The following is a 19010-nucleotide window of genomic DNA, read 5'->3' as shown; positions in this document are numbered from 1 at the left end:
GCCCCTGATGACTGTCCACGCCGCCCACGTTGCATCGCCGTTCCCCGAACAAGCGCTGCCGTCGTGGCGGCGCGCCGTGCTCAAGGTCGGCAGCAGCCTGCTGGCCGCCGACGGTGGTGGCCTGTCGCCGCGCCACGCGCTGGGCCTGGCCCAGTTCGTTTCGGCCAACGTGCTGGCCGGGCGCGAGGTCGTCATCGTCTCCTCCGGCGCGGTCGCTGCCGGCCGCGCGATCCTGCCCCGGGCCGATGAACCCGGTGCGGCGATGGCGGCGCGGCAGGCGTTGGCGGCCCTGGGCCAGGCGCAGCTGATCGGTCTGTGGCAGCGCTTCTTCGAGCGCCCGGTGGCGCAGGTGCTGCTGACCCATGACGATCTGCGCAACCGCCGCCGCTATCTCAATGCGCGGGCAACCCTCAACGAGCTGCTGCGGCTTGGCGCGCTGCCGGTGGTCAACGAGAACGACACCGTTTCGGTGGATGAGCTCAAGCTCGGTGACAACGACAACCTGGCCGCGACGGTGGCAGCGCTGGTCGATGCCGATGCACTGTTCATCGCCACCGACATCGACGGTCTCTACAGTGCCGATCCGCGCACGCATGCCGATGCGCGGCCACTGCATGAAGTGGCCGAGTTGAACGATGCCGTGCTGGCGATGGCTGGCGGCGCCGGTTCGGTCGCCGGTACCGGCGGCATGCGCACCAAGCTGGAGGCCGCAGCCAAGGCCGGCCGTGTCGGCATCGAAACCTACCTGTTCAATGGCCGCAGCGGCGAGGTGGTGCGCGCGCTGGCGCAGGATCGCCTGTTCGGTACCCGTATCCATGCAGCACGCAGCCGTGAGGCGGCCCGCAAGCACTGGCTGCGCCACGCTCCGCTCGCCGAAGGCGCGATCCTGATCGATGCCGGCGCCGCCCAGGCGATGCGCGAGAAGGGGGCCTCGCTGTTGCCCGGTGGCATCACCGGTGCCGACGGCGCGTTCCGGCGCGGTGACATGGTGCAGGTATGCTGGAACACCGACGCCGGCCGGGTGTGCGTGGCCCGTGGTGTGAGCCAGTACGCCGCCGATGACGTGCGCCGCATTGCCGGCCGCCACACCCGCGACATCCAGACCGTGCTCGGCTACAACTACGGCGGTACCGTCGTCCATCGCGACGATCTGGTGCTGCCATGAACCCACTGCAGGATATGCCGATGAGTGAAATCGAATCGCAGGCCCGTGCCTGCCGCGACGCGGCCCAGGTGGTTGCCGGCCTGGACAGCGATGCGCGCAGGGCACTGCTGCAGGCGATGGCGCAGGCGCTGGAGGTCAATGCCGGACAGATTCTTGCAGGCAATGCACGCGACCTGGCCGCCGCCCGCGACAAAGGCGTGGGCAGCGCGATGCTCGACCGCCTGGCACTTGACCCCGCGCGCCTGCTGGCGATGGCCGACGCCGTGCGCGAGGTGGCCGGCCTGCCGGACCCGGTCGGGCAGGTGACCCGCGACGACGTGCGTCCGAACGGCATCCGCGTACAGAAGGTGCGCGTGCCGCTGGGGGTGATCGCGATGATCTACGAAGCTCGCCCGAACGTGACCGCCGAAGCCGCCGCGCTGTGCCTGAAGGCGGGCAACGGCGTGATCCTGCGTGGAGGCTCGGAGGCGATCCATTCCAATACCGCCATCGCCCAGGCGTTGGCGGGGGCATTGAAGGCCAACGGCGTGCCCCCTGCCGCTGTGACGGTGCTGACCGACCTGCGTCGCGAAGCAATGCTGGAACTGCTGCAGCTGCACGAACTGATCGACCTGGCCATCCCGCGCGGTGGCGAAGGCCTGATCCGCTTCGTCGCCGAGCACGCACGGGTACCGGTGATCAAGCACTACAAGGGCGTCTGCCACCTGTTCGTCGATGCCAGTGCCGATCTCGACAAGTCAGTCGATCTGCTGGTGGACGGCAAGTGCAGTCGCCCGTCCGCGTGCAATTCACTGGAAACCCTGCTGGTGCACCGGGACATTGCCGCAGCGTTCCTGCCGCGTGCTGCACAGGCGCTGGCCGAACGTGGCGTGCAGCTGCGCGCAGACGAGCGCGCGCAGCCATTGCTGCCGGGGAGCACCGCGGCCAGCGAAGACGACTATGCCGCCGAATTCCTTGATCTGGTACTGGCGGTCCGCGTGGTCGACGATCTTGATGCAGCGATCGCGCACATCCGTACCTATACCTCCGACCACACCGAAGTGATCGCCACTGAAGACGTAGCCAGTGCCGAGCGTTTCGTCAGCGCATTGCGCTCGGCGGTGGTGATGGTCAACGCGTCTTCGCGTTTTTCCGATGGTGGCCAGCTTGGCCTCGGCAGCGAGATCGGCATCTCCACCACGCGCCTGCACGCCTATGGCCCGATGGGGCTGGAAGCGCTGACAGTCGAACGGTTCGTGGTACGCGGCGAAGGCCAGGTCCGAAGGTAGGGTCACAGCCGGGCTGCGCCCGGCACCCGCAGAGGCCACGGCAACAGCGGAAGCAACCGCAAATGCAACGGCAACGGCAACAGCGGGGTTCCTGCGGGATGGCGGGGTGGGTCCGGTTGCGGGGGACGCCGTGAACCCGTCCATGGGGGCTTGGCCGCGGCATCCATGCCGCGGACACCCCCGCAACCGGACCCACCCCGCCTTCGACAGATCTCCGCAATCTGTCGGGATGGCATGACTTGCTCTTGGTGGGTGTCGACCTTGGTCGACACGTAGATCCACGCCATGCGTGGATGCTTTTCGTTCAATTGTCGAATATTCGATTTCGATTTCGATTTCGATTGAGATGGACCCACCGTCACCGGGAATCTGTCGAAGGTGGGGCGGTGTCGGATTGCGGGGTGTCAGCCGCATGGATGCGGCTGCCAAGCCTACAAGGACGTACTTGCGGCGTCCCCGCAATCCGACACCGCCCCGCCTCCCACGGAATGCCAGCTGTTGCTGTTGCCTTGGCCGCTGCCTCTGCGGGTGCCGGGCACCGCCCGGCCGAACCCCCGTTACCTCAACAGCTGCGCGGTCATGCCCAGCGGCCGTGCATGCTCATCCATGTGCAGGGTGATGGCCTTGGCACCGAACATCTGTTCGGCAAGCTGATCGCTGGCACCCAGCGAATGGGCGATCTCCGCACGACTTGCGTCCTCGTGCGGGCCGCGCCGTTCCTTGCCGGCGAAGCGGTAGCGGTTGTACTCGGCCCAGGCGATCAGCAGCAGCGCACAGCACGCCAGGATCACCGGCAGGGCGATGATCACGAACGGGTCCAGATGCTGCTTGCGCTCGTACAGCTGCAGCCACGCCAGCTGCCCACCGAGCAACCAGGACACCAGCGTGACCAGCGGTGCCCACAGGTAGAAGTAGAACCCCCAGAATGCCAGGGTCACAAAGCCCCAGGCAGTACGCTGCAGGCGAGGCTGCTTGCGCGGTTTCTGGATCAGGCGCGAGTCGAAGCGGTTGGACGGCGTCCTGGCAGTCGTCTGGCGATGTGCGTTCATCGGATACCTCTGTCTGGGCTGACCCAGGTGGCACGCTTGCCACGCCGCCGGAGAAGGGTCTTCGGCAGCGCCACCAGCGTGGTGAACAGGCTGATCAACCAGTACGCCATCGGGTACCAGATGACCCAGAAATAGTTGCGGCCGATATGCGTTTCGTAACGCCTGTCGATGATCAGACTGCTGGCGAACTGCAGCAGGCAGACCAGGGCCAGGATCACGCCATGCCATTGCGGCAGCAACGTGTCGATGTACAGCGACGGCGGCATCGGGATGAACTTGCCCACTGCCCACAGCAGGATGATCACCAGCATGGTGTAGGCCCACAGCACGCTGAGGATGTATTCCAGCAGCACGCCCCACATCCGCCGCTTGCGCCAGCTGAACAACGAGGAGCCGTGGCGCAGCAGGACTTCCACGCCGCCCTGTGCCCAGCGCAGTCGCTGCCGCCACAGGCCCTTCAGCGTTTCCGGCATCAGGATGAAGCACAGCGCATTGGGCTCGTAACGGATGTCCCAATGATCCAGCTGCAGCCGCCAGCTGATGTCGATGTCCTCGGTGACCATGTCATCGGCCCAGTAGCCGATGCGATGCAGGGCGGTGCGACGGAACGCGGCAATGACGCCGGACACGGTGAAGATGCGACCGTACACGCGTTGGGCGCGCTTGATCATGCCGATGATCGAGGAGAACTCCGCCACCTGCAGGCGGCCGAGCAGGGTGGAGCGGTTGCGGATGCGCGGGTTGCCGGTCACCGCACCCACGCGTGGGCCGCTGGTCAGGTGCCAGACCATCCAGTGCATGGCGAACTCTTCCAGCATGGCATCACCATCGATGCACACCAGGTACTCCGACCTCGCGGCCAGCGCGCCCATGCGCAACGCGTTGGCCTTGCCCAGGTTGCGGTCCAGGTGGACCACGCGCAGGCGCGGATGAAGCGCTGCAAGCGCGTCCAGGCGGGTGCCGGTGTCGTCGGTGCTGCCATCGTTGATGGCGATCACCTCAAAGTCCGGATAGCGCTGGGCCAATGCCGCGCCGAGGGTGTCGTCCAGGTTCGCCGATTCGTTGTGGCACGGGATCAGCAGGCTGGCGAACGGATACTCCGCCATCGGTGGTGGGTCGTTGCGCGGCCGCGACTTCCGCTCACGGCGGAAGAAGTAGTACAGGCCCCCGGACATCCAGAAGAACGCCATCACCATGGGGTAGAAGAAGGCGAACTGGAACATGGCGTTGAGCCACGGATTCATGTCCACGTCACTTCTCCGGGTACGGGAAGTTGCGCGCGGACATCGCCGCGCGTGCATCCTGGGTCGACGGCTTGTCGGCGATGAAATCGTCCGGGTACCACGCGAAATGGCGCACGCCCTGTGCCTGCAGGCGGCGGATCTGCGCGCGCAGCTGTTCGCCGCTGATCGGCCGCTGCGTGCGCCAGTCCACGGTCTGCAGCTCGAACATCGTGTGCTTCAGCTCGGGGTCGTGCGCACGCACGGCCACCACCAGCTTGTCCAGCCAACGCTGCGGGCGGCGGCTGCCTTCCATCCATGGCATCGCCATCAGCGCGGTGCGGTCGTAGGCCTTGTTGAACAGGTCCAGGCGCTGGGCGAACCACGCCGCGCTCTGCGGCTCCAGCACCGGCTGCGCGTACAGGTTGCGCACGGTGCCCAGCTTGGGGCGCCAGCGTTGTGCGCTGTCACGCAGTTCCAGGGTGAAATCAATCAGCGCCTGGGTGCGGCCGCCGTCGCTGCCTTCCTGCGGCAGCTGGGCAAGTTCGGTATCGCGCACGTAGCCGTCATCGTGGAACAGCAGGCCTTCGAAATACGAATTGATCGCCAGGTCTTCGTAGATGTCCTTGATGATCTGCCGTGCCTGCGGCCTGGTGAAATCCAGGCGGTACATGCCATCGCGTTCCGGGCTCTGGATGCCCAGCGCCGCACGCTGCGCAGCGTCGGGCAGTTCATAGCCCAGCACCGGCAACCACGCATACACCTTCACCCCGGCACGGGTTTTCAGCTGCCAGGCGACGCGGTTGAACAGGTCCGCGCGCATCGGCAGGTGGCGGTTCGGGAAGTACAGGGCATCGGCGGTGTTGTTGCCGTCCGGATCGGCGAAGGCCTGCAGGTAGACATGGGTCGGGCCGATCCGCTTCACCCGCTCGATCAGCGCATCCAGGTTGCGCGCCTGCTGTGCAGGGTCGCTGTCGTAGACCGAGTCCATATCGATCTGCAGTGCACGGGTGCCGTCCAGATTGACGTTGCGGCGCAGCTCGAAAGCCAGCGAGGTGATGTTCGGATTGCTGGTCACCAGCAGGCGTGCCAGGCCATGCAGGTCGGCCGTCACCGGCGTGCTGCGACCTTCCAGGTCGAAGGACACCGGCATGCCCAGCTGCTCGGCGATGTCGTTGCTCAACTGGTTGTAGGCGGCATACGGCCAGACGATCGCTTTCGGGCGTACACCCAGCTCCTTCTCGATGCGCTGCACGCTGCGGCCGAGATCGTCGCGCAGGCGCTTCTCGTACTCCTGCGCGCTTTCATAGCGCTGCGCCTTGGGGTCGTAGATGCGGGTGATCACCGCCGGGGTCTGGTTGCCCTGTGGGTTGGACTGCACGCCGTGGTGCAGGTTGTCGGTATGGCTGGCCAGTTCGATCAGGCCGCTGGCCTGCATCTCGCGCAGCTGGTCCCAGGTCAGGAAGTCGTCATGGCCGAAGGGACGGTAGCCGTAGTCGATGGTGCGGCCCGGTGCCATGTCGACGTAGTCGGTGATCACCGCCACCAGCGCCGGATAGTTGTACGCGCGCAGCAGCGGATAGACGCGGCTGTACACGCTGCGCAGGCCGTCGTCGAAGGTCAGCAGCACCGGCCGCGGCGGCAGCGTTGCCTCACCGCGCGAGGCCTTGATCAGCTGTGACAGCGAGACCGGGTGATAGCCATGGGCGGACAGCCAGTCCAGGTGTGCGGCGAAGTTCTGCGTGCTGACCGCGTAGGCGTCGCCGTCGGATTTTTCCAGCACATCATCGCGCACGTCGTGGTAGCTGAGGACCAGCAGGCCGTTGTCGGCCGCGTCCAGTTCCGCGGCCGAGCTGGCGCGCTGGGCTGCGGCAGGCAGGGCGAGGGCCAGCAGCGCCAGCAGCAGTACGGTCGTCAGGTTACGAAGCATCCGTTCCATCTCATTCTCCCCAGCGCAGCGCGGCATCGAAGCCGATATGTCGTTCACGTTGGCCGTCGTAGACCGGCCGCGACCAACTCACGCCGTACTCGAGGATCCGCCCTTGATCGAACTGCCATTCGTGGCGATAGGCCACGGTCGGAATGATTGAACTGCCAAAACCTTCCTGCCAGTAGTTGCCCACCGAGACCGTCAGGCGATGGCGGAAGTGGCGCTCGTAATGGCGCCACAGCTGTTGGTCGATGCGCAGGCCCACTTCCACCGAGCGATCCCGCGAGGGGTTGAAGTAGGGCGCATCGTCGCGGCTGCCACGGCTGGTGTAGACGCTGCCCAGGCCATCGATCAGCAGGCGCGGGCGGGTCAGCAGCCGTTGTTCGATCGCACTGTTCAGCGTATCGCGGCGGTTGCCATCGTCGTAACGGAACCGGCTGCCACCGAAGCTCCAGTGGGTGCGCTCGTTGCGCGTGTAGTCCACTGCAACCGCAACACTGTCAGCGGTGATGCCGGCCACGCGTGCCTGCATCGAGGCTTCCGGGTCATTGCGGGCAGCGGTTACGCCGGCATGCCAGCGATCATTGAACTGCCAGCCGAAGCCGCCGCGCAGGCCGGTGTCGCCGATGCTGTCGTTGGGGCGCATCACCGCCGCCTCGGCATCGAGGCGGTCGAAGCGGTAGCGCACGCCGGCACCGATCCACAGCGGATCGATGTCCTGGTCCTGGAAGCTGACCGAACGGCGGTCGGCGAAGGCAAACAGGCGCCAGCGGTCGTTGAGAACCGGCGAGGCCACTTCCACGCCGTAGTGCAGGTCGTCGTTGCCCAGCGGCGAGGTGCCGCCACCGCCGGAACTGCGGCCACCCTCGACCTTGGCCAGCAGCTGCCAGCCGCGATGGGCGCGCCAGTCACGGTCCATGCGTTGCACCGCCGGCTGGCTTGGATAGCGTGCCAGCAGGTCGTCATGCAGCGGCCGCGCCAGGTCGTCGCGTTGCAGCTGCACGTAGGATTCGTACATGCCCAGGCGCGGCGCGATGTCACGCGGGTCCAGGGTATAGGCCATCTGGTGGCGCTCAAGTGCCCGCCGTGGCCAACCGCGCATCTGGTAGACGCTGCCCAGTGAAGTCTGCAGGCTGCCATTGCCCGGGCCGACCTCGACCAGGGCTTCCAGTTCGCGCTGGGCCGTGGGCAGGTCGCCGCTGTAGGCCCGCACCATCCCCAGGTTCAGGTCGGCCTCGTAACGCGCCCAGTTCTGGAAGGGGGTCTTGCCGCCGCCCCAGCGCCAGGCCGGTTCGTCCTTCTGCCAGGCCTGCAGGTAGCCCACCGCCTTCTCCGCCTGCTCGGTTTCCAGATATGCATAGGCCAGCTCCGAGCGTGTCTCGAAGCGTGAGGGATCGTTCTTTGCGGCGGCCTCCAGCAAGGGAATGGCCTCCTCCGGGTTCTGGGTGGCCATCAGCGAGTCGCCTACGGCTGGCAGCACGTAATCGGGCAGGGCATGGCCTTCGCGCTGCAGCGCCCGCGCCTCGTCGCGCACCTGCGCGTGGCGGGCCAGGCGGTTGAGCAGGATCAGCCGGTCCATGCGGATACGCAGCGGCGCCTGCGCCTGCGCGGTGCCATCGCGCTCGACGTACTGCTCCATTTCCGCCAGCGAAGCCTCGGCCTCGACAAGCCGGGTGTCTTCGCTTTCCCCGTAGGCCAGGCTCCAGTTGACCAGCTTGGCCACGTAGTTGGCCTCCAGCCGCGCTTTCTGGTCCTGGTCGAACAGGTTGGGCCGGGCCTGGTAAAGCCGCCAGGCGCGATGGGCGTTGCCGATGTCGCCCAGGGTCAGGACCTGCAGCTTGTACAGCAGGTCGTCGTTGGGCTCGCGCAGCTGCGCCCGCTCGATCGCTGCCAGCGCATCGACCCAGCGTGCCTGGTCACGGTAGTGCCCGATCTCGGCGAGCCGGTCGGCGCGCGTGATGACGGTGGGCGGCGAGGCCGCGTGGGCCCAGCACGCCAGAGTGGCGCAGGCCAGGCCGACGCACAGCGCCAGCGGACGATGAACAACCATGAGACCCCCTAAGCATCCATTGCTGAACGATGCGCTCAAAAGTGTGACGCACATCACATGCCAACTATAGCTGACGCTTTGCCGAAGCGCCTACTTCCTATCCGTACCTTGTTGACGGAGAGTCCTTGGATGACCGGCCAGCCCTGTCGCAACGCGTTGTCGCGCATACACTTTTCTGCTGTCCACTGTGGAACGGCGCGGGGCAGCCCGGGGCCGCCCTGTGGGGGCGTACCACGCTGGCAGGGCCGGTTCTGGACACGAAACGGGTCAGCTTTGGACACGCTACGTCACCCGCTGCGGTGGCGGTGTGTAGATCGCGGTAGTGGGGTGTGTGGGTCCAGCTTCACGGCGGCGGGCGTCAGCCCGCCGGTCCGGTCACCACAGATCTTCCAGCTTGCGCGGCTTGCAGGCCACCCACGAGGCGCACAGCATCAGCAGCGCGCAGCCGAACAGGAAGGCGAAGGGCAGGGTCCAGCCCTCGCTGACGGTATGCAGCCAGCCGACCAGGAACGGGCCCAGGCAGCTGAAGCTGTAGCCCACGCCCTGCATGAAGCCGGACAGGGCCGCCGAACCGGTGGGGGTGCGCGTGCGCAGATTGATCAGGGTCAGCGCCAGCGGGAACGTGGACGGCCCGACGCCCAGCAGGCAGGCCCACAGCAACGGCGCCTTCATCGGGGCGAACAGCAGGCCGGCGAAGGCGATGACGAAGGCGGAGAAGCCGATCAGCACCAGCGGGAAGGGATTCTGCAGGCGCACCGCCAGCGATGGGATCACCAGCGATGGCAGCAGGCCCAGTGCCGAAAACACCGCGACCATCACCCCGCCGAAAGCGGGCGTGGCGCCGGCTTCGACCACGATGCGCGGCAGCCAGGTGAACATCGAATATGTCATCAGCGAGGTCATGCCGAACATCAGCGTCATGCTCCAGCCCAACGACGTACGCCAGACCTTGCCGTGCGGCTGCGCGGTGGGGTCGTTGCTGTCCAGCACCGGCCTGGGCGCACTGCGTGCCAGCAGCATCCATGGCAGGGTCGCAGCCAGCGCCAGCAGCGCCCACATGCCCAGCGACACCCGCCAGCCTGCGGCGTTGGCCACCGGCACCGCCAACAGCGCCGGCATCATCGTGCCCAGCTGCAGTACGCTGATGTACAGCGTGCTCATGGTGCCGACCTTGTTGGCGAAGTAGCGCTTCACCAGCGGCGGCACCACCACGTTGCCGATGCCCATGCCCGCCAGTGCGATCACCGAGCCCAGCAGCAGGGTGCCGACATTGCCGGCGCTGGAGCGCAGCAGCAGGCCGGCGGCAGCCATCAGCATCGCCAGCAGGGTGGTGCGCTCAAGGCCCAGGCGTCGTGCCAGCGCCGGGGTGGCGACGCCGAACAGTGCGAACGACGCGGTCGGCAGCATGCCCAGCACGCCGGTCATGGTGGTGCCGAAGCCGAACTGCTGGCCCAGCACGTCCAGCAACGGGGTGATGGAGGTGACGGCGGTACGCAGGTTGACCGCCGCCAGCAGGATCGCGGCGAACGCCAGCACGCGCCCGTGCAGCAGTGGTGGCGAAGGGGAGGTGGGCGAGGTCATGCGGTGTTCCTTGCAGGTGGCGCACGTCATGCAGAATGACGTGCAGCGCCCGCACCGGGCGCGGCCGGTGTGGCAGGTGGGGGAGTGGCGGCCATTGTACGTGGCCGGGCCGGGTCAGGTCCCCGGCGGCATGTGCTGATGGCGGCGTAGCCGGGTGTTCCGGATTCCAGGTACAAAAAAACCCGGAGGACACTGATGTCTTCCAGGCTTCTTGGTGACCACCGGAGTGGTCGGGGAGACAGGATTCGAACCTGCGACCTCTACGTCCCGAACGTAGCGCTCTACCAGACTGAGCTACACCCCGAAGGGAGCCGCCTATTCTAGCCATTTCCCCCGATGGCGGCAAGGGGGAAGGCCGTTCTGCTTCGCTGCCGTGGCAGCGACTCCTGCGGGAACAAAAAAGCCTGGAAGACTTCACCAGGCTTCAATGCGACCACCGAAGTGGTCGGGGAGACAGGATTCGAACCTGCGACCTCTACGTCCCGAACGTAGCGCTCTACCAGACTGAGCTACACCCCGAAGGAGCCGCCAAGAATACGGTGTGAAGGCCGTATCGGCAACCCTTTTTTACAGTTTCAACGCACTTCCTTGTCGGCGCGGGCGCTTTCGCGCGCTTCGAACCACATCCCGTTGAGGATGGCCACGACCGAAGCCAGGCCGGCGCCGAGAATCCAAGCGAAATACCACATGGTCAATCTCCTGTGTGCGAGGGGTGTGCCGACCCTGGGCCGGCACACGGGCAATCAGTACGCGTTGGGGTTGTCGTCCATGTCCTCGACCGTCGTCTTGCCCTTCAGCACGCGGTACACCCAGGTGGTGTAGGCGAGGATGATCGGCAGGAAGATGGCCGTGGCCAGCAGCATGACCCACAGCGTGAGGTGGCTGGACGAACTGTCCCAGACGGTCAGGCTGGAGGTGGGCTGGCTGGAGGACGGCAGCAGGAACGGGAAGATCGCAAAGCCGACGGTGAGGATGATGCCGGCAATGGACGCGCCCGAGGCGATGAAGGCCAGGCCGCCACGACGTGCGCGCAGCAGCACCGCGCTGGCAAGCGCACCCAGCAGGCCCAGCACCGGGAATACCAGCGTTGCCGGCATGCTGCTGTAGTTGCGCAGCCAGCCACCTGCGGCGGACCCCAGTTCGGCGGTCTTCAGCAGCGGATTGGTTGGCCCGTCGGTCACCACCTGCGAAGTGATCTGGTAGCCCGGCAGGCCGAAGGCCACCCAGGCGCCGGCAGCGGCGAACAGCACGAAGCTGATGATGGCGGCGATGCTGCCATAGCGCGCTGCACGTTCGGCCACCGGGCCGTCGGTCTTCAGCACCAGCATGGCCGCACCGTGCGACACCAGCATGGCCACGCTGATCAGGCCGGCGATGAGCGCGAACGGCGTGAGCAGGCCGAAGAACGAACCGGTGTAGGTCACGCGCAGGGTGTCATCGAAGTGGAACGGCACACCCAGCAGCACGTTGCCCACCGCGACGCCGGCAATCAGGCCCGGCAGCAGGCCACCGACGAACAGCACGCGGTCCCAGTTGTCGCGCCAGCGCTTGGACGGCAGCTTGCTGCGGTACTTGAAGCCGACCGGGCGCAGGATCAACCCGAACAGCATCGCAAACACCGCCAGGTAGAAGCCGGAGAAGCTGACCGCGTACAGCGGCGGCCATGCGGCGAAGATCGCGCCGCCACCCAGCACCAACCAGACCTGGTTGCCTTCCCAGACCGGGCCGACGGTGTTGATCACCAGCCGGCGTTCTTCATCGGTCTTTGCCACGAACGGCAGCAGCGTGCCGACGCCGAGGTCGAAACCATCCATGACGGCCCAGCCGACCAGCAGGATGCCGAGCAGCAGCCACCAGATCACGCGGAGCGTGGTGTAATCAAGTGCAATGAATTCCATCTGGATTCTCCTGCCTCAGGCCTGGCCGGGGGCAACGGCATTGGGGGAAACAGGGCGGATGTCGGCCTGCAGCGTCGGCAGGATGTCGTCCGGGCCCTTGCGGACCGCCTTCAGCATCAGCTTGATTTCGATGATCAGCAGCACCGTGTACAGGCTGGTGAACACCGCCAGCGTGGTCAGGATTTCATGCAGTGCCAGGCCCGATGCCGCGTAGAACGTGGGCAGCACGCCATCCACCGCCCACGGCTGGCGGCCGTACTCGGCCACGAACCAACCGCATTCGATCGCGATCCACGGCGCCGGCAGGCTCCACACCGCCAGCTTCAGGAACCAGCGCTTGTCCTGGAAGTTGTTGCGGCACGAGAAATAGAAGGCCAGCGCGAAGAAGGCGATCAGGTAGAAGCCCAGCCCGGCCATGATGCGGAAGGTCCAGAACAGCGGCGCCACGCGCGGCACGGTATCCATCGCCGCCTTGGAGATTTCCTCCGGCGTCGCGTTGAGGATGTCTTCGCGGTAACGCTTCAGCAGCAGGCCATGGCCGAGGTCCTGCCAATGGCGATCGAACATTTCACGCGCTGCAAGATCGGTCTTGTCCTTCTTCACCCGTTCCAGTGCGCCATAGGCGATCTGGCCACCGCGGATGCGGTGCTCCGCACGCTCCACCAGCTCCAGGATGCCCGGAATCGGCTGGTCCAGCGAACGGGTGGCGATCAGGCCCATCAGGTACGGGATCTTGATCGCGTAGTCGTTGGTGTGGGTGTCCTGGTTGGGAATGCCGAAGGCGGTGAAGTCGGCCGGCGCACGCTCGGTCTCCCACATCGCTTCGATCGCCGCCAGCTTCATCTTCTGGTGCTCGCTGGCGGCATAGCCGCTCTCGTCACCCAGCACCACCACCGACAGCGAGGACAGCAGGCCGAAGGCTGCGGCGACCGCGAACGAACGGCGGGCCATGTCCCTGTGCTTGTTGCGCAGCAGGTACAGGGCGCTGATGGACATCACGAAGATCGCACCGGTCACGTAACCGGCACTGACGGTGTGCACGAACTTGGCCTGCGCCACCGGGTTCAGCAGCACCGCGGCGAAGTCGACCACTTCCATGCGCATGGTTTCGGGGTTGAACACCGCACCGGTCGGGTTCTGCATCCAGCCGTTGGCGATCAGGATCCACACCGCCGACAGGTTGGTGCCCAGCGCCATCAGCCAGGTCACGGTGAGGTGCTTGACCGGGCTCAGGCGCTTCCAGCCGAAGAAGAACAGGCCGATGAAGGTCGCTTCCAGGAAGAACGCCATCAGGCCTTCGATGGCCAGCGGCGCCCCGAAGATGTCACCCACGTAGTGACTGTAGTACGACCAGTTCATGCCGAACTGGAACTCCATCACCAGGCCGGTGGCCACGCCGATGGCGAAGTTGATGCCGAACAGGGTGCCCCAGAACAGGGTCATCTGCCGCCAGACCTGCTTGCGGGTCATGACGTACACGCTTTCCATGATGGCCACCATGAAGGACAGGCCAAGCGTGAGCGGTACGAATAGGAAGTGGTACATCGCGGTCAGAGCGAATTGCAGCCGCGACAGTTCTACGACTGTCTGATCAATCATGGCCTGGCTACCTCGTTGGATAGTGCCGTTGCAGGTGGCGGGAAGGGTGGTCTACGGGGTGAATGATGTGACCGACTACTTCAAACAGCCTTGATCCAGATCAATGTATGAACAGGTATTCAGGAGGATCGTATGCCAACCCGATGAAGACTGCGACCGCCGGCCGCAGGGGAAGGCTGTTGCCTGCGCCTACAATGCCGTCCATCCCCCTGCTGCCTGTGAAGAGCCTTGAGCGCTGCCGAACCGACCGCTGACGCCCCTGATCGGGATGAAGAATCGACCCGCCTGCGGCGTGCGCGTACCGCCTGGCTGGCCGATCTGGCCCGTGCCGCGAAGGGGCGGCAGCGGCTGGCGTCGCTGTGCATCAGCGTGTCCGGTGCGCTGTTGATCGCTCAAGCTGCCGCCATCGCCTGGCTGGTGCAGCAGGTGCTGGTCGAGCAAGTGCCGCTGGCCCAGGGCCTGCCGGTGCTGGCCGCGTTGGCGGTGATCCTTGTCGTGCGCACCCTGCTGGGCAGTGCCACCCAGGCTGCGGCCGGTGACGTTGCCGATGCCGCACGCCTGTCCCTGCGCGAGCGTGTCTTCGCGCGTCTGCTCGGGCACGGCCCATTGTGGCTGCGGCAGCGCCGTACCGGTGAACTGGGCGAGTTGATGCTGCATCACGGCGATGCGATCGAGAACTACTACAGTGGTTTCCTGCCGGTGCGCACCGAAGTGGTGGTGGTGCCGTTGTTGATCCTGGCTGCTGTGGCCTGGGTCGATTGGGTGGTTGCACTGATCCTGCTGCTCACTGCACCGCTGGTGCCTTTTTTCATGATGCTGGTGGGCTGGGGCGCCGAAGCCGCCGGGCGCGCGCAGCTGGGCGAGCTGGCGCGGATGAGCGGGCACTTCGCCGATCGCATCAAGGGCCTGGGCCTGCTGCGCCTGTATGGCCGTGGGGAAGCCGAACTGGCCGGCATCGAGGCCGCGGCCGAAGGTGTGCGCGTGCGCACGATGAAGGTGCTGCGCATCGCCTTCCTGTCGTCCACCGTGCTGGAATTCTTTGCCTCGGTCAGCGTGGCGATGGTCGCGTTGTATCTGGGCCTGAGCTATCTGGGCCTGATGTCGCTGCATGCGACCGTGCCGACGCTGGGGGCGGGCCTGTTCTGCCTGCTGCTGGCACCGGAGTTCTACGCGCCGTTGCGGCGCCTGGCCGCGCACTATCACGACCGTGCCAATGCACTGGCCGCCGCCGCCGAGGTGGAGCGCCTGCTGCAGGCGCTGCCGGAAGAGGAGGCCAGCACAATCGACGGCACTGTGCCGCTGACGCCGGAGCCTGCCGAGGCCGCGTTGCCGCCACTGCAGGCGCACGGTCTGGTATTGCGTCCGTTGGGCGCTGCGCACGATGTGCTGCAGAACCTGGACCTGCAGCTGGAACCGGGCCAGCGTCTGGCCCTGGTCGGCCCCAGTGGCAGCGGCAAGAGCACGTTGCTGGAAGCGCTGGCCGGTTGGCTGCCGCCGCGTGCTGGCCGGGTGCAGCTGCGGCCGGGGCTGCAGGTGGCCTATGCCAGCCAGCGTCCCTATCTGTTCCACGGCACCATCGCCGAGAACCTGCGCCTGGCCGATCCCGGTGCCAGCGACGCGCGCCTGCGCGCCGTTGCCGAAGCCGCCCAGGTGCTGCAGTTCGCACAGCGCCTGCCGCAGGGGCTGGATACGCTGATCGGCGAGCGCGGCTTTGGCCTGTCCGGTGGCGAAGCACGCCGCATCGGCCTGGCGCGCCTGCTGCTGCGCGATCCGCAGGTGCTGCTGCTGGACGAGCCGACCGCGTTTCTCGATGCCGAAACCGAAGCAGCGCTGCTGCGCAGCCTGGCCGCCTATGCGCGCGGACGCAGCGTGGTGGTGGCCACCCACAGCCCGGCGGTGATCGCCTGGGCCGACCGCTGCCTGCTGTTGCCCGAAGGGCGCCTGGTTGAGCCGGCGCAGGCGGTACGCGCATGAGCCGCTCTGCCGATTCGCTGCGCACGGTATTCCTGCGTCATCGCCCGCGCCTGCTGCTGGCAGTGCTGCTGCTGTGGACCACGATGCTGGCCGGCACCGCCCTGCTGGGCCTGTCTGGTGGCTTCCTCACTGCTGCAGCGCTGGCCGGTGCAGCGGGCCTTGGCCAGGGCTTCAATTTCTTCACTCCGTCGGCCGGCATCCGCGGCCTGACCATGGCGCGCATCGCATCGCGCTACTTCGAAAAGCTGGTGGGGCATGACGCCACCCTGCGCATCGCCCGCGACCTGCGCGTATGGTTCTTCCGCCGCGCGCTGCCACTGGCCCCGGCACGGCTGGGTGCAACCCGCACCGGCGATCTGCTGGCGCGGCTGCTGGGTGACATCGGCGAAATCGATGGCCTGCTGGTGCGTGCCATCGGCCCGTTGCTGGCGCTGGGCGCGTTGACGTTGGTGGGCGTGGGCTCGGCAGCGTTGATCCTGCCATCGGCAGCGGTGCTGCTGGCGGTACTGGCGTTGCTGATCGGCATTGGCGTGCCGTGGCTGGGCGTGAGGGGCCATGACAGCGAAGAGGCCGACCGCGCCGCACATCGCGCAGCGTTGCGCACGGCGGCATTCGAGGGGCTGGAGGGGGCGGCTGATCTGGCCGCGCTCAACGCTGGCAATGCCTGGCAGTTGAAGGTGCGGGTGGCGGCCAAGCAGGTGGCCTCGCGCGATCGTCGTCGACGCCTGCGGCTGATCGCTGCATCAACGCTGCATGGTGTGCTGGCCGGGCTCGGCCTGGTGGCGATGCTGGCACTGGCGCTGCATGCGGCCGAACAACAGCGCATCGCGCCGGAAATGGCCGCCGGGCTGGTGTTCCTGACCGTGGCGATGATCGAACTGTGGGCGGGCATGGGCCTGGCCTGGCAGTCGCTGCAATCGGGCCGCATTGCGGCCGCGCGCCTGCAGGGCATCGTCGAGCAGGCACCTTCGGTGCAGGAGCCGGTGTCGCCGCAGCCGCTGGCGCCGGCGGCGACCGTGCATTGGGACGATGTGCACTTCCAGTGGCCGGGCGTCGCACGGCCGGTGCTGCGTGGCCTGCAGCTGACGCTGGCACCGGGCGAGCGCATCGCCATCCGTGGCGACAGCGGCAGCGGCAAGACCACCTTGTCGAGCCTGCTGCTGCGTCTGTGGGATCCGCAGCAAGGGCGGCTGACCTACGGTGGCCAGGACCTGCGCGATGTCGCCCAGGCCGACTGGCACCGGCACCTGGCGTGGCTGCCGCAGAACGCGCCGGTGTTTGCCGGCAGCGTGGCCGCGAACCTGCGGCTGGGCGATCCCGAGGCCAGCGACGAAGCGTTGTGGGCGGTGCTGCAACGGGTACGGCTGGGTGAATGGGCCGAGCGCAACGGCGGCCTGCAGGCGTGGGTGGGCGAGAACGGCGCAACGATGTCGGCCGGCCAGGCACGTCGCCTGGCGCTGGCCCGCGCGCTGCTGCGCAATGCGCCGATCCTGCTGGTGGATGAGCCCACCGAAGGCCTGGACGTGGATACCGCGCGCGCGCTGCTGCAGGACCTGCCAGCACTGCTGGAAGGGCGCAGCCTGCTGATGATCACCCACGATGACCTGCCCGCGGGTGTGGTGGATGTGCAGTACCGGTTGGTGGACGGGGTGCTGGTCCGCGAACCGCTTCGGTAGATGCCGACCTTGGTCGGCATCTACACGCGTGGCGTGGATCTACAGGGCAGCTACCGCGAAAACGCGCGCAGCATCACCGCGATCGAGGCCACGTTGGCCAGCACGCATAACCAGAACACCCCCTGGAACGGCGCCTTGCGATGTTTATGGCGGAACAGCGCCTGGCCGAGCAGCGCGCCGGGCCAGCCGCCGGCAAAGGCCAGCAGCTGCAGCGTGCGTTCGGGCGTCCTCTGCTGTTTTCGCTGCGCGGCGCGCTTGTCGTGCCCATACAGGCCGAACGACACCGCACTGACCAGCACGCACCATGCGCCCAGCCAGAGCGGAAACACGCCGGTTGCGGTCAAGCCGATCAACGAACCGAGCGCGGCCAGTGCGAGGTTGCGCCGCCACGCCACTACAGTTCGTCGAGGAAGCCGCGCACGGCCGGGCCGAAACGTTCGAAGTCGACCAGGAACGCGTCATGACCCTGGGGCGATTCCAGGCCGATGAAACGCGCGTCCGCGCCACCAGCGCGCAGGCCATCGGCGACCTGTTGCTGCTGCTGTACAGGGAACAGGATGTCGGTGTTGGCGCCGATCGCCAGTGCCTTGCCGACGCGGATGCTGGCCAGTCCGGCCAGCACATCACCATCGCCATACTCGGCCAGATCGAACCAGTCCATCGAGCGGCTCAGGTACAGATAGCAGTTCGGATCGAAGAAGCGCACGAACCGGCGTGCATGGCCTTCCAGATAGCTCTCGACCTGGAATTCCAGGCCGAATGGATCATCGTCGGTCTGGTCTGAATCCAGCCGCACGCGACCGAAGCGGCCATCCCATTCCAGCGCCGAGCGGTAGGTGATCACGCCCAGCTTGCGTGCCATGCGCATGCCCGATTCCGGGTATGCCTCATTGTCGTAGTGGCCACCGTTCCAGCGCGGGTCCAGGCGGATCGCTTCGCGCTGCAGCGAACGGATGGCGATCGAGAAAGGCAGGGCCTGCGCGCTGCCGGAAATGTTGATATGGCTGCGGGCGATGCCCGGGTGCAGCAGCAACACCGCCAGCGCCGTCATCCCGCCCATCGAATTGCCGATCACGCAGGCGAGCTGCTCGATGCCCAGTGCGCGCACCACGTCGATTGCTGCGCGTGCGCCGTCTTCGATCGACAGTTCCGGAAAATCCAGGCGATACAGCTCGCCGGTGGCCGGATTGATCGAGGCCGGGCCGGTGGACCCCTTGCAGCTGCCCAGCGAATTCACGCAGACCACGAACCAGCGGTCGGTATCGATCGGTTTGCCGGGGCCGAGCATGGCCTCCCACCAGCCTGGCGCAGGGTTGGCTTCGTTGGCCGCGGCATGCGCATCCGGCGACAGGCCGGTGACGATCAGGATCGCGTTGCTGGCGTCTGCGTCCAGCGCACCCCAGGTCTCATACGCCACACGGGCGCCATGCAGCGCGCCGCCGCGTTTGCATGGGAACGGCGAGGGCAGGGCATGGAAGCGGGTGCCAGGCGGAATGAATTCGGTCATGTGGGCATTCTAGCGGGGCGGCGTGTGCAGCTGACGACACGCTGGTTTCCGTCAACGGGCTGAGCGTGAATCCGCCGGGCATGGCCCGGCGCT

General features: G+C 66.8%; 14 protein-coding genes and 2 tRNA genes. 4 read left to right on the top strand and 12 right to left on the bottom strand.

All coding sequences use genetic code 11. The features are described 5' to 3' along the window. Positions 1-7: 7 nt before the first annotated feature. Both proB and CR918_RS12180 read left to right on the top strand, forming a co-directional pair. Positions 8-1165, top strand: coding sequence for a glutamate 5-kinase (proB, locus tag CR918_RS12185; protein WP_025876437.1), 1158 nt, complete (start codon positions 8-10; stop codon positions 1163-1165). Next, positions 1162-2433, top strand: a complete 1272-nt coding sequence (locus CR918_RS12180) for a glutamate-5-semialdehyde dehydrogenase (RefSeq protein WP_099843088.1) — start codon at positions 1162-1164, stop codon at positions 2431-2433. The genes proB and CR918_RS12180 overlap by 4 nt, the downstream gene beginning before the upstream one ends. 557 nt (positions 2434-2990) lie before the next feature. On the opposite strand, the gene pgaD is transcribed toward CR918_RS12180, so the two are convergent. The 10 genes from pgaD to CR918_RS12130 form a co-directional block, all read right to left on the bottom strand. Then, the gene (gene pgaD, locus CR918_RS12175; protein WP_099784817.1) at positions 2991-3482 is read right to left on the bottom strand and encodes a poly-beta-1,6-N-acetyl-D-glucosamine biosynthesis protein PgaD; all 492 of its coding nucleotides are present in this window, start codon (positions 3480-3482) and stop codon (positions 2991-2993) included. Then, positions 3479-4726, bottom strand: coding sequence for a poly-beta-1,6-N-acetyl-D-glucosamine synthase (gene pgaC / locus CR918_RS12170; protein ID WP_189914630.1), 1248 nt, complete (start codon positions 4724-4726; stop codon positions 3479-3481). The genes pgaD and pgaC overlap by 4 nt, the downstream gene beginning before the upstream one ends. Before the next feature lie 7 nt (positions 4727-4733). Continuing rightward, the gene (gene pgaB / locus CR918_RS12165) at positions 4734-6641 is read right to left on the bottom strand and encodes a poly-beta-1,6-N-acetyl-D-glucosamine N-deacetylase PgaB (protein ID WP_099843086.1); all 1908 of its coding nucleotides are present in this window, start codon (positions 6639-6641) and stop codon (positions 4734-4736) included. A 1-nt stretch (position 6642) separates the two neighbouring features. Beyond that, positions 6643-8682, bottom strand: coding sequence for a poly-beta-1,6 N-acetyl-D-glucosamine export porin PgaA (pgaA, locus tag CR918_RS12160; RefSeq protein ID WP_099843084.1), 2040 nt, complete (start codon positions 8680-8682; stop codon positions 6643-6645). A gap of 375 nt (positions 8683-9057) precedes the next feature. Next, on the bottom strand, positions 9058-10263 hold the full coding sequence (locus CR918_RS12155; protein ID WP_025876450.1) for a CynX/NimT family MFS transporter: 1206 nt from the start codon (positions 10261-10263) through the stop codon (positions 9058-9060). A gap of 227 nt (positions 10264-10490) precedes the next feature. After that, positions 10491-10567: transfer RNA gene (locus CR918_RS12150), tRNA-Pro, on the bottom strand. Between the two features lie 138 nt (positions 10568-10705). After that, positions 10706-10782, bottom strand: a tRNA-Pro gene (locus CR918_RS12145). A gap of 56 nt (positions 10783-10838) precedes the next feature. Continuing rightward, entirely contained in the window at positions 10839-10952 is a 114-nt protein-coding gene (gene cydX, locus CR918_RS12140; RefSeq protein ID WP_025876452.1) for a cytochrome bd-I oxidase subunit CydX, read from the bottom strand. Between the two features lie 54 nt (positions 10953-11006). After that, entirely contained in the window at positions 11007-12161 is a 1155-nt protein-coding gene (cydB, locus tag CR918_RS12135) for a cytochrome d ubiquinol oxidase subunit II (RefSeq protein WP_025876453.1), read from the bottom strand. Positions 12162-12176: 15 nt separating this feature from the next. Then, positions 12177-13760: a cytochrome ubiquinol oxidase subunit I gene (locus tag CR918_RS12130; protein ID WP_032978752.1), complete on the bottom strand. Its 1584-nt coding sequence runs from the start codon at positions 13758-13760 to the stop codon at positions 12177-12179. 228 nt (positions 13761-13988) lie between these two features. On the opposite strand from CR918_RS12130, the gene cydD reads away from it, so the two are divergent. Beyond that, positions 13989-15734, top strand: coding sequence for a thiol reductant ABC exporter subunit CydD (gene cydD / locus CR918_RS12125; protein WP_099843082.1), 1746 nt, complete (start codon positions 13989-13991; stop codon positions 15732-15734). Then, on the top strand, positions 15731-17410 hold the full coding sequence (cydC, locus tag CR918_RS12120; RefSeq protein ID WP_099843080.1) for a thiol reductant ABC exporter subunit CydC: 1680 nt from the start codon (positions 15731-15733) through the stop codon (positions 17408-17410). The genes cydD and cydC overlap by 4 nt, the downstream gene beginning before the upstream one ends. Positions 17411-17460: 50 nt before the next feature. Here the strand turns inward: cydC and CR918_RS12115 are convergent, their stop codons facing one another. Beyond that, positions 17461-17805: a DUF1294 domain-containing protein gene (locus CR918_RS12115; RefSeq protein ID WP_099843078.1), complete on the bottom strand. Its 345-nt coding sequence runs from the start codon at positions 17803-17805 to the stop codon at positions 17461-17463. Continuing rightward, on the bottom strand, positions 17805-18917 hold the full coding sequence (gene metX, locus CR918_RS12110; RefSeq protein ID WP_099843077.1) for a homoserine O-acetyltransferase MetX: 1113 nt from the start codon (positions 18915-18917) through the stop codon (positions 17805-17807). The genes CR918_RS12115 and metX overlap by 1 nt, the downstream gene beginning before the upstream one ends. Between the last annotated feature and the right edge of the window lie 93 nt (positions 18918-19010).

It is taken from the genome of Stenotrophomonas indicatrix, from assembly GCF_002750975.1.
Taxonomy (GTDB): Bacteria; Pseudomonadota; Gammaproteobacteria; order Xanthomonadales; family Xanthomonadaceae; genus Stenotrophomonas; species Stenotrophomonas indicatrix.
This window is presented reverse-complemented; position numbering and strand designations above follow the sequence as displayed.